The sequence below is a fragment of the Micromonospora sp. NPDC048986 genome (assembly GCF_040649335.1).
Classification (GTDB): Bacteria; Actinomycetota; Actinomycetes; order Mycobacteriales; family Micromonosporaceae; genus Micromonospora; species Micromonospora alfalfae.
Map to the genome: position 1 here is coordinate 341439 of NZ_JBEZFJ010000008.1, position 12949 is coordinate 354387.

The 12949-nt window shown below is 74.4% G+C and carries 10 protein-coding genes; 8 read left to right on the plus strand and 2 right to left on the minus strand.

All coding sequences use genetic code 11. The features are described from left to right. Nucleotides 1-17: 17 nt before the first annotated feature. Nucleotides 18-710: a WYL domain-containing protein gene (locus AB0B94_RS19095; RefSeq protein WP_357281355.1), complete on the plus strand. Its 693-nt coding sequence runs from the start codon at nucleotides 18-20 to the stop codon at nucleotides 708-710. 139 nt (nucleotides 711-849) lie between these two features. Next, the gene (locus tag AB0B94_RS19100) at nucleotides 850-1227 is read left to right on the plus strand and encodes a VOC family protein (protein WP_357281360.1); all 378 of its coding nucleotides are present in this window, start codon (nucleotides 850-852) and stop codon (nucleotides 1225-1227) included. Between the two features lie 214 nt (nucleotides 1228-1441). Here the strand turns inward: AB0B94_RS19100 and AB0B94_RS19105 are convergent, their stop codons facing one another. Next, the gene (locus tag AB0B94_RS19105) at nucleotides 1442-1930 is read right to left on the minus strand and encodes a hypothetical protein (protein WP_357281436.1); all 489 of its coding nucleotides are present in this window, start codon (nucleotides 1928-1930) and stop codon (nucleotides 1442-1444) included. 185 nt (nucleotides 1931-2115) lie between these two features. Here AB0B94_RS19105 and AB0B94_RS19110 point away from each other — a divergent pair, with 185 nt between their 5' ends. Then, nucleotides 2116-3006 (plus strand): virginiamycin B lyase, encoded by an 891-nt coding sequence (locus tag AB0B94_RS19110; protein ID WP_357281363.1) that lies wholly within the window; start codon nucleotides 2116-2118, stop codon nucleotides 3004-3006. A gap of 160 nt (nucleotides 3007-3166) precedes the next feature. Here the strand turns inward: AB0B94_RS19110 and AB0B94_RS19115 are convergent, their stop codons facing one another. Beyond that, nucleotides 3167-4102: an LD-carboxypeptidase gene (locus AB0B94_RS19115; RefSeq protein ID WP_357281366.1), complete on the minus strand. Its 936-nt coding sequence runs from the start codon at nucleotides 4100-4102 to the stop codon at nucleotides 3167-3169. A 102-nt stretch (nucleotides 4103-4204) separates the two neighbouring features. On the opposite strand from AB0B94_RS19115, the gene AB0B94_RS19120 reads away from it, so the two are divergent. From AB0B94_RS19120 to mptB (AB0B94_RS19140), 5 genes are read left to right on the plus strand one after another with little or no spacing between them, the layout of a single operon-like run. Beyond that, nucleotides 4205-4972, plus strand: coding sequence for a type 1 glutamine amidotransferase (locus AB0B94_RS19120; protein WP_357281371.1), 768 nt, complete (start codon nucleotides 4205-4207; stop codon nucleotides 4970-4972). Next, nucleotides 4972-7989, plus strand: a complete 3018-nt coding sequence (locus tag AB0B94_RS19125) for a bifunctional [glutamine synthetase] adenylyltransferase/[glutamine synthetase]-adenylyl-L-tyrosine phosphorylase (RefSeq protein ID WP_357281375.1) — start codon at nucleotides 4972-4974, stop codon at nucleotides 7987-7989. The genes AB0B94_RS19120 and AB0B94_RS19125 overlap by 1 nt, the downstream gene beginning before the upstream one ends. Next, complete coding sequence (locus tag AB0B94_RS19130) at nucleotides 7982-9601, plus strand: hypothetical protein (RefSeq protein ID WP_357281379.1); 1620 nt, start codon at nucleotides 7982-7984, stop codon at nucleotides 9599-9601. Before AB0B94_RS19125 ends, AB0B94_RS19130 begins: the two co-directional genes overlap by 8 nt. A gap of 48 nt (nucleotides 9602-9649) precedes the next feature. Continuing rightward, nucleotides 9650-11050: a polyprenol phosphomannose-dependent alpha 1,6 mannosyltransferase MptB gene (mptB, locus tag AB0B94_RS19135; protein WP_357281382.1), complete on the plus strand. Its 1401-nt coding sequence runs from the start codon at nucleotides 9650-9652 to the stop codon at nucleotides 11048-11050. A 14-nt stretch (nucleotides 11051-11064) separates the two neighbouring features. After that, nucleotides 11065-12645: a polyprenol phosphomannose-dependent alpha 1,6 mannosyltransferase MptB gene (mptB, locus tag AB0B94_RS19140; RefSeq protein WP_357281386.1), complete on the plus strand. Its 1581-nt coding sequence runs from the start codon at nucleotides 11065-11067 to the stop codon at nucleotides 12643-12645. The last annotated feature ends 304 nt before the right edge of the window (nucleotides 12646-12949 follow it).

Consider the following 12949-nt stretch of genomic DNA (forward strand, 5'->3'; position numbering starts at 1 on the left):
GCTGTAGCGTGCCCGGCATGAACCGCACGGATCGCCTCTACGCGCTGGTCGAGGAGCTGCGGGCGGTGTCACCACGGCCGCGCAGCGCCAGCTGGCTGGCCGCGCGCTTCGAGGTGAGCAGCCGGACCATCGAACGCGACCTCGGCGCGTTACAGGAGGCCGGCGTGCCGATCTGGGCCGAGCCCGGGCGCACCGGCGGCTACGTCCTCGACCGCGCCCGCACCCTGCCGCCGGTCAACCTGACCGCCGCCGAGGCGGTGGCGATGGCAGTGGCGCTGCATCGGCTCGCCGGCTCCCCGTTCGCCGGGCCGGCCGCCACCGCGCTGCGCAAGCTGGTGGCGGTGCTGCCGGCCGCCGACGCCGCCGAGGCACACCGCCTCGCCGGCCGGGTGCACCTGATCGGCGACGGGCCGGCCGCGCCCGTCCCGGCCACCGTCGCCGACGCGGTCGCCGCGCGGCGCGTGCTGCGCATCCGGTACGCCGACCGCGCCGGCGCCGACTCGACCCGTGAGGTCGAGCCACTCGGCTACCTCGGCAACTCCCGACACTGGTACCTGGTCGCCTGGTGCCGGCTGCGCGACGAGCTGCGCTGCTTCCGCACCGACCGGATCCGGAGCGTTTGCACGCTGCCCGACGTGGTGGCCCGGGAGCTACACCTGACCGACCTCGACATTCCGCACGAACGAGTCCGTTCACTGAGCCTGGTCTGAGACGCGTGCTTCCCGGCGCCTCGTCGGTGAAAACCCGGCCAGGTGACCCGGAAACACCGACAGGACGCTGTCGCGAACGGCGCCGAGACTGCTCCAGACGACGGCCGAACGGCCGGCACGGAAATTCTGGAGGCAACAGATGTCCAGGTCCACGACGCCCATCACCTGGTTCGAGTTCGGCACCGACCGGCCCGAGGATGCGGAGCGCTTCTACGGAGAGCTGTTCGGCTGGACCTTCGAGGAGCAGGGTCCGCCCAACGGCGGGTCCTACCGGGTGACCGGAGCCGGTGGCGACACCGGGATCGGCGGCGCGATCCGGGCGACCGACGGTACGTCGCCGAACTACGCGGTGTTCTACGCCGAAGTCACCGATGTGGCGGAAACCTGCCGACGGGCCGAAGCGGCCGGCGGCCGGGTGCTGGTGCCGGCGCGTACGACTCCGAGCGGTCTCACCTCGGCCCACCTGCTCGACCCGACCGGCAATCGTCTGGGCGTGTTCTCGCCGCCGCAGCCCTGACGGCCCTCCAGGGCTGGGCTGACAACCCCGAGCCGGTGTGACGGCCGAGGCAGTCGGGCCGACGCCCTCGGGTCGGTGATCAACTCGGTTTTCATGATGTCGGGGCGTCCGAGTGCGGCGGATATCGCGACTTCAGGGAAACCGAGTGGATCAAGCCGCGCCTGCGGAGGCCGGCCCCGGCAGGTCAATGCCTGCCGGGGCCGGTCCCGCCGGATTACTTGCTGGGCGTACCTTCGCCGTGCTGGCCGCCCTCGCCGTGCTGGCCGCCCGGGCCGCGGTGGCCGCCGGGGCCGGGGAAGACGCCGGCCTCAACGGCGGTGGTGATGGCATCGGCCTGCTCCTGGGTGAGCTTGCCGTCCTTGACCGCCTGGTCCAGGCGCTGCTTGAGCGCGGCCTGCCGGTCCTCGGCGGACGGGCGCTGCGGTCGGTCGGCCGGGCGGTGCTGCTCGCGGATCTTCTCCAGTGCGGCGGTCACCTTGTCGGTGGGAACGCCCAGCTCCTTGGCGAGCGCCGCGGCGAATTCGCCCTGCCGGTCGGCCTTCGCGCCGGGCGCCGTGCCCGGAGCCGGGGCGGTGCTGGTGCTCGGTGTCGGCGTGGGAGCGTCGGCGGCGAACGCGATCGTCGGGGCCGCGATCCCGACGCCGAGGACGCCGGCGGTGGCCAGGCCGGCCAGCAGGTGTTTCCTGCGGATGGTGCGGGACATGCTGTCCTCCAGAGGTTCGGTCATCCTGCGCTGTCGTGACCGACTGTGACCGGGCAGTCTGGGCGGAAGCCGTGGCGACCCTGTCAGCGAGCTGACAATCAGGGCCGGCGGTGGACGAAATCGGTTGTGTGGTCGCTGGCCGAGGGTCAGGGTGGACGATCCACCCGACGGAAGGACAGCGCAGCATGACCGTCGAGATTCGGGAGATTCCACTCGTCGAGCCGGGCACCGGACCGTACGGCATCACGCCTGGCCCGGACGGCGCGCTGTGGCTGACGTTGGCCCATGCCGGCGGCGTCGCCCGGTTGTCGCCCGACGGCGCGGTCCGGACCTATCCGCTGGAGCCGGCCGGCGGTCGCCCGTTGATCATCACGGCCGGGCCGGACGGGGCGCTCTGGTTCACCCGCTCGGGAGACGACCGGATCGGTCGGATCACCGTCGACGGTGAGCAGCGCACCGTCGCCCTTCCGGCGGGCACCGGGCCAGGCGGCATCGCGGCTGGGCCTGACGGCGCGCTCTGGTACGCCGGGATGACCTCCGACACCATCGGCCGGGTGGAGACCGACGGCACCCACACCGCGTTCCCGCTGCCGGTGACCGGCGGGTTCGCCTCGATGATCACTGCTGGCGCGGACCAGGCGCTCTGGTTCACCCTCAACCAGGCGAACGCGATCGGCCGGATCGACCTCGACGGCACTGTCACGCTGCACCCGTTACCCACAGCGAAGGCGGGCCCGGTCGGCATCACCTTGGGCGATGACGGCGGCATCTGGTTCGTGGAGATCGCCGCCGGTCAGCTCGGCCGGATCTACCCGGACGGCGAGATCGTCGAGATCCCGCTGCCGGACCGGGCGGCCCGTCCGCACGCGATAGTGGCCGACCTGGACGGCGGCGCGTGGTTCACCGAGTGGGGTGCCAACCGGATCGGTCACCTCGACCCCGCCGGGCGAATCGAGGGCTACGCCCTACCCACCCCCAACGCCGAACCCCACGGCATCACCCGCACCCCCACCGGCATCTGGGCCGCCCTGGAAATCGGCGCAATAGCCCACCTGACCCCACCCACCACCCCCTGAACAGCCCCACCCCCTGTCCCACCCCCCACCCCGCCGTTGATCATGAAGTTATTGCCACGACACGCCGTGACGAGTGACAACAACTTCATGATCAACGGCTCCGGGGTGGGCCGGGGGAGGGGTGGGGAGGGGTGGGGTGGGGGAGTGGGAGGGGTGGGGGTTAGTGGACTGCGGGGGTTGCGGTGAGGGTGGCGGTGGTGGTGTCGAGGGTGGCGGTGGTGCCTATCGGGACTGTGAGCTGGTTGGGGCCGTGGCCGATGGGAAGGCCGCCGAGGACCGGTACGCCCAGGTCGCCCAGACGTTCGGTGAGCACGTCGACGATCGTGGTGTCCCAGCCGTCGGCGCAGTCGGTGAACTGCCCGACCGCCACCCCGGCCAGTCCGTCCAGCGTGCCGGCCCGGCGCAGGTGGGTGAGCATCCGGTCGACCTTGTACGGGGGCTCCTGCACGTCCTCGATCAACAGCACCGCACCGGTCAGGTCGGGCAGGTCCGGCGTGCCGATCGACGCGGCGATCATGCACAGGTTGCCGCCGAGCAGGGTGCCGGTGGCGCGACCCGGTACGCGCACGCCGAAGGTCTCCTCGGTGGGGACCGCGGTGATCGACACCGGCTCGGTGGTCATCAACGCCGCGTGCAGGGACTCGGCGGAGCGCAGTGGCGTCCGCTCGTCGCGCCAGGCCGCCCCGGGGCCGTGCACCCCGGCCAGGCGGGCACCCCGCCACAGTGCGAACTGCAACGCGGTGATGTCCGAGAAACCGGCCACCACCTTCGGGTCGCGGCGGACGGCGGCCATGTCGATGGCGTCCACGATCCGCTGGGCGCCGTAACCACCGCGGGTGCAGATCACCCCACGCACGTCCGGGTCGGCGAAGGCCGCGTTCAGGTCGGCGGCGCGCAGGTCGTCGGTGCCGGCGAGGTAGCCGTGGCGGGCGTACGCGTTGGGCGCCGGCACCGGGCGCAGGCCCCAGCCGGTGAGCAGCTCCATGCCCCGGGCCACCCGCTCCGGCGAGGTCGGCCCGGACGGCGACACCAGCAGCACCGTGTCACCCGGGCGCAGCACGGGCGGGCGTACGACGGCGCTGTCCTCGCTGATCACAACCGCAGAGCCTAACGACCCCGACCATGGCCAGGCCGTCACCCAGCGGGCGGACCTGTGCCGGGGCGTGGTGCCGTGCGGCGTACCGGCTAGCCTCGACGGGTGGCAACCGCGCTGGTGATCGAGAACGACCCGACGGACGACGCGCGCCGGCTGGGTGAGTGGCTGACCGAGGCTGGGCTGGAGCTGTGGGTGGTACGCCCGCACGCCGGCGACGAGCTCCCCGCCGACCTGGAGGGGTACGCGGCGCTGGTGGTGCTCGGCGGCGACCAACAGGCGTACCCGTTGCCGGACGGCTCGCCCGGCGCACAGTGGTTTCCGGCCGTGGAGGGCCTGCTGCGCAAGGCGGTCCGCTACCGGGTGCCGACCCTGGCGGTCTGCCTGGGCGCGCAGCTGCTCGCCACCGCGCACGCCGGGCTGGTGGAGCGCAGCCCGTCCGGGCCGGAGATCGGCCCCGGCGTGGTCGGCCGGCGCGACGCCGCGGAGAACGACCCGTTGTTCAGGTACGTGCCGTTGATCCCGGACGTGCTCCAGTGGCACGCCGACGAGATCACCGAGCTGCCGCGGGGCGCGACCCTGCTGGCCGCCTCCACCCGCTACCCGCATCAGGCGTTCCGCCTCGGTGACCGGGCCTGGGGGTTGCAGTTCCACATCGAGTGCGACGCCGCGATGATCGCCGACTGGGCCACCGACTCGACCCAACTCGCCGAGCTGGGCTACGACCCGGAGCTGGTGGTCGCGGCCTGCGCCTCGGTGCTGGCCGACGTCGAGGAGGTCTGGCAACCGTTCGCCGCCCGGTTCGCCGCGCTGGCCCTCGGCGAGCTGGACGACAGTACGACGCGGCGTGGCCTGCCGTTGCTCGGGCACTGATGAGCCGGCCGACCAGGGCACCGGGCCGGCTCGCCCGGTACGGCTTCGGCACCGCCGAAGGCGATGGCGGCGCGCGCGCCGCGGACCTGCTCGGCCCGGAGGGGCTGCGGCTGTGGCAGCCGGCCGAGCAGGAGCCGGTCGACGAGGCCGCCGCGGAGCTGCTCGCCGCGCTGTCCCGGGCCGCCGACCCGGACCTGGCGCTGCGCCAACTGCACCGCATCGTGGAGGCGGAGGGCCGCAGCACCGAGGGCGCCGAGTCGCCGCTCCTCGCGGACGTGCACGCCGATCCCGGACTGCGGCGGCGGCTGATCGCTGTGCTCGGCGCGTCGGCGGCGCTCGGCGATCACCTGGTGGCCCACCCGGAGCACTACCAGGCGCTGCGGACCGCACCGGACGGGCTCGCCCCGACCGCCGAGGGGCGGCTGGAGCCGACCGACGGCGGCAACGCGGTGGCATCGCTGCGGGTCGCGTACCGCCTGGCGTTGCTGCGGATCGCGGCGGCCGACCTGACCGGCGGTCGCGGCCTGGAGCAGACGATGGCAGCGCTCTCCGCGCTGGCCGACGCGACGCTCTCCGCGGCGTACGAGATCGCTGTCGCGGAGCTGGCGGAGGGGACCGAGCGGCCCCGCCTGGCGGTCGTGGCGATGGGCAAGTGCGGTGGCGGCGAGTTGAACTACGTCTCCGACGTGGACGTCATCTTCGTGGCCGCCGAGGACGCCGACCTGTCCGCCGCGACCCAGGTGGCGACCCGGTTGATCTACATCTGCGGGCTGGTCGCCTGGCCGGTGGACGCCGCGCTGCGCCCCGAGGGCAGCCGCGGCCCGTTGGTGCGGACCCTCGCCAGCCACCTGGCCTACTACCGGCGGTGGGCGCGCACCTGGGAGTTCCAGGCGCTGCTCAAGGCCCGCCCGGCCGCCGGTGACCTGCCGCTGGCTCAGGAGTGGATCGATCAGCTCGCGCCGCTGGTCTGGCGGGCGGCCGAGCGGCCCGAAGCCGTCGAGGACGTCCGCGCCATGCGCCGCCGGATCATCGACCACATTCCGCCGAAGGAACTGGAACGCGAGATCAAGCGCGGTCCCGGTGGGCTGCGCGACATCGAGTTCGCCGTCCAGTTGCTGCAACTCGTACACGGTCGCGGCGACGAGACGCTGCGCCCGCCCGGCACCATCCCGGCGCTGCGCGCGCTCGTCGCCGGCGGCTACGTCGGGCGGGCCGACGGCGAGGCCCTGCTGCGCGGCTACCGCTTCCTGCGCAGCGTCGAGCACCGGCTGCAACTGCAGGGTCTGCGTCGTACGCACACTGTGCCCGCCGAGCCGGGCGCGCTGCGCTGGCTCGCCGCCGCGCTGGGCTTCACCGCCGCGCCGGGGCGCAGCGCGGTGGAGAGCTTCCGGGCCGAGTGGGTCACCCACGCCACCGAGGTACGCCGACTGCACGCCAAACTGCTCTACCGGCCGCTGTTGGAGTCGGTGGCCCGGGTGCCGGCCGACGGGTTGCGACTCACCCCGGAGGCGGCCCGGAACCGCCTGGAGATCCTCGGCTTCGCGGACCCGGCCGGGGCGTTGCGCCACCTCCAGGCGCTCACCGGCGGGGTGAGCCGCACGGCGGCCATCCAGCGCACCCTGCTGCCGGTGCTGCTCAGCGAGTTCGCCGACGCGCCGGAGCCGGACCGGGGGCTGCTCAACTACCGCAAGGTCTCCGACAAGCTGGGCAGCACCCCCTGGTACCTGCGGCTGCTGCGCGACGGCGGCCCGGTCGCCCGTCGGCTGGCCCGGGTCCTCGCGCTGTCCCGGTACGTCGCCGACCTGCTCGCCCGCGACCCGGAGGCGCTGCGGCTGCTGGCCGAGGAGAACGAGTTGGCGCCACGCGCGCCCGAGGTGCTGCGGGAGGGGTTCCTGGCGGCGGCGGCCCGGCACGCCGACCCGGTCGAGGCCACCAGCGCGGTGCGCGCGCTGCGACGTCGCGAGCTGGTCCGGGTGGCCTGCGCCGACGTGCTCTGCCGGGCCGGCGCGCTCGCGCCCAGCCCCACCCGGGCGGACGGCGCGAACCGGCCCGCCCGCGGGCTGTCCGACATCACCGCTGTCGGTACGGCGCTCGCCGACGTCACCGACGCCACTCTGGCCGCAGCGCTGCGGGCCGCCCAGGCCAGCCAACCGGCGCCGGAAGGGCTGCGGTTCGCGGTGATCGGCATGGGCCGGCTCGGCGGGTACGAGTCGAACTACCTCTCCGACGCCGACGTGCTCTTCGTCTACGACCCGCCGCCGGGCACCAGCGAGAGCGCTGCCAGCGCCGCCGCGCACGCCGTCGCCGAGGAACTGCGCCGGCTGCTCGGCGTACCCGCCCCCGACCCGCCGCTGGGCGTCGACGCCGACCTGCGACCGGAGGGCCGCCAGGGTCCGCTGGTACGCAGCCTCGCCGCGTACGCGCAGTACTACGCCCGCTGGTCGCGGGTGTGGGAGGCGCAGGCACTGCTGCGCGCCCGGTTCGTCTGCGGCGACGCCGACCTGGGCGCCGAGTTCGAGGCGATGATCGAGCCGGTGCGCTACCCGGCCGGCGGGCTGACCCGCGAGCAGGTCGTCGAGATCCGGCGGATCAAGGCCCGGGTGGAGACCGAACGGCTGCCCCGTGGCGCCGACCCGGCCACCCACACCAAGCTGGGGCGCGGTGGGCTCGCCGACGTGGAGTGGGCGGTGCAGCTCGTCCAGCTCCGGCACGCCGGCGCGGTACCGGCGCTGCGCGGCACGCGTACCCTCGACGCCCTCGCGGCGGCCGAGCGGGCCGGCCTGATCGACCCGACGGACGCCGCGGAGATGGCCGCCGGTTGGGCCCTGGCCGCGCAGGTCCGCAACGCGTTGATGCTGGTCCGGGGCCGGGCCGGTGACCAACTGCCCCGGCACGGGGTGGAGTTGGCCGGGGTGGCCCGGCTGCTCGGCCGCGACGACCCGGGGGAGTTCCTGGACGAGTACCTGCGCACCGGCCGCCGCTCCCGGGCCGCCGCCGAACGGGTCCTCGATGCCTGACGCGTCGCCGCGTCCGACCGGGCGGAGCGTCGCGGGTTGGGCGGCGGCGACCGCTGTGGCGGTGCTGCTCGCCGTCGCGTTCCTCCTCGCGCCGCCGATGGGCACCGACCTCGCCGCCCAGGTGGCCCGCGCCGGGTTCACCGAGCGGTACGGGGCCGCGCCGGTCGACTTCGGCTGGTACGGCGGCGTCAACCAGTACGGCTACAGCCTCTTCACGGCCAGGTTGGGCGCGCTGATCGGGGTGCGTCCGCTGGGGGTGGTCGCCGCCGTGGTCGGCGCGGCAGCGCTGGGTTGGCTGTTCACCCGCAGCCGGGCCCGCCGACCGCTGCTGGCCGGTGTCCTCGGCGCTGTGGTGCTGGTCGGCAACCTGGCGAGCGGGCGGATCACCTTCGCGGTCGGGTTGGCGTTGGGGCTGCTGGCGCTCTGCGCGGTCAGCGCGCAACGCCCGCCGCGCTGGCTCCGGTTGACGCTCGCCGCCGTCTGCGCCGCCCTGGCGACGGCGGCCAGCCCGGTCGCCGGCCTGTTCACCGGGCTGGCCGGCGCGGCGCTGCTGCTGGGCGCCCTGCGCACCGGTGCCGGGCCGGGCCGCCCGCTGCCCGGAGGCTGGCGAGCGGAGCGACCACTGGCCGAGGGGTTCGTCCTGGCCGTGGCGCCCGCCGTCACGCTCGCCCCGATGGCGTTCGTCTTCGGCAACGGCGGCACCCAGCCGTACTCCGCCGAGTCGATGCGCATCAACGTGGCGCTCGCGGTGCTGGTGGCGGTCGTGCTGCCGCGTCGCCGCCGGGTGCTGCGCGTCGGCGCGGCGCTCACCGTGCTGCTCCTGATCGCCGCGTACTACGTGCCCAGCCCGATCGGTTCCAACGCGCTACGACTGCCGATGCTGTTCGCGCTGCCCGTGCTGGCCGGGTACGCCGCGTTGCCGGGGCCGTGGCTGGCCGCGCTGCTCGCCGCGACAGTCTGGTGGCAGTCCCCGGTGATGGTGAGCGACGTGACCCGGGCCGGCGCCCCGGAGAGCGCCGCGAGCTTCTACCGACCGCTCGTCGCCGAACTCGACAGGCGGCAGCCGGCCGGGCGGGTCGAGGTGGTGCCGCTGCGCGACCACTGGGAGTCGGCGCACCTGCCGCCGACAGTGCCACTGGCCCGGGGCTGGGAACGCCAGGTCGACAGCGACCGCAACGCGCTGTTCTACGACGGAAACCTGAGCGCGCAGACGTACGAGCAGTGGTTACGGCACGAGGCGGTGAGCTACGTGGTGCTCGCCCCGGACGCACCCGCCGACAGGTGGGGCCGCGACGAGGCAGCGCTGATCCGCGGCGGCCTGCCGTACCTGCGGGAGGTCTGGCGTGACTCCACCTGGCGGATGTACGCAGTTGTCGATCCGACCCCGCTGGTCGGTGCCCCGGGTCACCTCGTCGCCGCCGACCGCGGCGCGGTCCGGTTGACCGCCACGCCCGGGGACGTGCCGGTCCGGGTGCGCTGGTCGCGCTGGCTCACGCTGAACGGCCCGGACGGATGTCTGCGACCGGGTGCGGACGGGTGGACCGAGGTGCGGGTCCGCGCCGCCGGCGACTACTCGATCTCCAGTGGGTTGGCACCGGCGCGCCACTGCTGACAGTGCCTGCCGTCGGCCTCCCACCGACGGGCTGGCAGCATGTCCGGCGTGCCTTCCCACCTCGCGCGCTGGACCGGCCTGGCCGGCTCGATGCTGCTCGCGCTCGCCGCTTTCCTCGGCGGCGCGTTTCCCAGCGGCCCCCTGCGCAGCACCCCGGTCAGCATCTGGCAGGGGCCCGACGGCCCGCTGATCCTCGCCGCCTGGCTGGTCGGCACCGGCCTGATGGCGTACGCCTGGTGGGCACTGCGCGACGGGGGGCCCTCGACGCGGTGGGCCCTCGTCACAGTCGGGCTCTGGCTGCTGCCGTTGCTGATCGCGCCGCCCTTCGGCAGTCGGGACGTGTACGCGTACGCCTGCCAGGGCGCCAGTTTCGTCGGCGGCATCAGCCCGTACGAGCAGGGTGTCTCCGCGCTGCCCTGCCCCTGGCTGGACACCGTTTCGGTCATCTGGCGTGACACCCCGGCGCCGTACGGGCCGCTGTTCGTGCTCGTCGCGGGCGCCGTGGTGAAGGCCACCGGTTCGCTGACCGCCAGCATCGTGCTGTTCCGTGCGCTGTCGCTGGTCGGCGTTGTCCTCACCGCGTGGGCCCTGCCGGCGCTGGCGCGTCGGGCCGGTGTGCCGGCGAAGCGGGCGGTGTGGCTGGCGTTGGGTTCCCCGCTGGTCGCCGCGCACCTGATCGGTGGCCCCCACAACGACGTGCTGATGCTCGCCGCGCTCGTCGGTGGGCTGGCAGTGGTGGCGGCGCACCCGGGCCGGCGCGGAGTGCTGCTGGTCGGCGGGCTGCTCCTCGGCATCGCGGTGGCGATCAAGGTGACCGCCGTGGTGGTGGTGCCGTTCGCCGCGCTGGCGGCCACCGCGGGGCCGTACCGGATCCGCACGCTGATCCGCGACGGCGGCTGGGTGGTCGGTGGCACCGTCGCCGCCGTGGTCGGCGTGACTGTCGTCGGTGGGCTGGACTTCGGTTGGATCGGCGGGCTGTCCCAGGGTGGCGCCGCCATCGCCTGGACGTCCCCGTCGACAGCCGTGGGGCAGACGGCCGGGTACGTCGCGGCGCTGTTCGGTGGTCACATCGACGCGCTGCCGGTCACCCGCGGGATCGCCGTGGTCGTCCTGGCCGTCCTGCTCGTCTGGCTCTGGTGGCGGGCCCGCACCCGCGACCCGCTGTACCACGCCGGCCTCGCGCTCGCCCTCACCGTCGCGCTCGCCCCGGTGGTGCACCCCTGGTACTGGACCTGGCCGCTGTTCGTGCTGGCCGCCACCGCCCAGCGGACCAGATGGTTCATCGTGGTCGCCCTGGTCGCGTCGTTCCTGGTGTTGCCCGACGGCACCGGGCTGCCCCGCTACACCAAGACGGTCGGGGCGCCGCTGATGACGCTGTTGGTGATCGTGCTGGTCATCCGGTTGGTACGGTCAGCTCGGGCGGCCCGTCAGCCGGTCGCCGCCGACTGAGGGAAGGTGCGCCGGTGACCGCTCCCGGCCCGCCCGCTGGCCCACCGGTTGCCCGCGCCGTCCGGTACGTCGGCCTGGCCGGCGCGGTCCTGCTCGCCGTGGCCGGATACCTCGGCGGGGCACTGCCCGACGCCCCGCTGGGCGTGACACCCGCGTCGATCTGGCGAACCCCGGACGGGCCGGCGACGCTGACCTGCTGGCTGATCGGCACCGTGCTGCTGGTCGGGGCGTGGTGGTCACTGCGCGAGGGTGCGCCGTCGACCCGTTGGGCGTACGTCACCGCCGGGCTGTGGGCGCTACCGCTACTGGGCGCGCCACCGCTGGGCAGCCGGGACGTCTACTCGTACGCCTGCCAGGGCTGGACGTACGCGCACGGCGTCGACCCGTACGCCGTGGGAGTGGCGGCGGCGGGCTGCCCCTGGCTGGACACTGTGGCGCCGATCTGGCGGGACACCCCGGCACCGTACGGGCCGGTGTTCGTCCTGCTCGCGGCGCTCGCGGTGAGTGTCGGTGGTGGCCTCACCGGCACGCTCGTGACGCTGCGGATCATCGCCGTGGCGGGGCTGCTGCTCGCCGCGCTCTGCGTGCCCGCTCTGGCGCGGGCGGCGGGGGTGCCGGCCCGTCGGGCGATCTGGCTGCTGCTGGCCTGCCCGCTGGTCGGCGTGCACCTGGTGGGCGGGGCGCACAACGACGCCGTGATGCTCGGGCTGCTGCTGTGCGGACTGCTGGTCGTGGTCCGTCGACCAGGTCGCCCGGCGGCGCTGCTGCTGGCCGGAGCGCTGCTCGGGCTGGCGGTCACTGTGAAGGCCAGCGCCGTGGTGGTGGTGCCGTTCGCCGTGCTGGCCGCTGTGCCCGGCCGGCACACCGTTCGGGCGTTGCTGCGCCACGGCGGCTGGCTGGCCGGCGGTCTGCTGGCCGCGCTGCTGGTCACCTCGGCGCTGTCCGGCCTCGGCTTCGGCTGGGTGGGCGGGCTGACCCACAGTGGCGACTCGGAGCAGTGGACGTCACCGCCCACCGCCGTGGGCTTCGTGGTCGACTACGCCGGCGCGCTGGTCGGCCGGGACCCGCAGGCGGTGCCGGTGCTCCGGGCGGTGGCGCTGCTGCTGCTCGTCGGGGTGCTGCTGGTGCTCTGGTGGCGGGCCTGGCATGTGCTGCGCGGGCTGAACGAGGCCGCGGCTCCCGAGGCGAGGGGGTCGGGGGCGGGGAGTTCCCTGGTCGCGTCTTCGGAGTTCGTCCGCCCTGAGGGTGGGTGTCCTGCGGCGGCGCGCTCCCGGGTGGCGCTGCACGGCGCGGCGTTGGCGCTGGTCGCCACCGTCGTCCTGTCCCCGGTCTTTCACCCCTGGTACGCGACCTGGCCGCTGGCGCTGCTCGCGCTCGCCGCCACCCGGACCACCTGGTTCGTGCTGCCGGCCGGTGCGGCGACCTTTCTGGCCCTGCCCGACGGCACCAACCTGGCCCGCTTCACGAAGGCCCCCGGCGCGGTGGCGATGACCGTCCTGCTCCTGTTCCTGCTCCTTCGGGTCCGGCGGAACGGGCCGAACCGCTCGTCACATCGACGGTCCGATGCTCAAGATCGCGCCCGAACATGGTTGTAGTGGCATCGCCGGACGCCGACGCCACCACATCCTGAATCGAGCACGATCTTGGGAGCAGGTCAGGGGCTGGGGAGGTGCGGGGCGTGGGCGGTCAGCGGTGCGTGTTCCAGGTCGAGCCGAGGGTTCAGGGCCGGGCCGGCGGGCGCGTACGGCCGCCGGCAGGGCGGTATCCCGGGGGCGTCACGAAACGGGCCGGGCCGGCTCCGCGATCGCGGAGGCGCCGTCAACAACCTGCACCTGGTTCGCGGCATGATCGGTCGGCCCGGCGCCGGGATCTACCAGATGAACGGCCAGCCCACCGCCC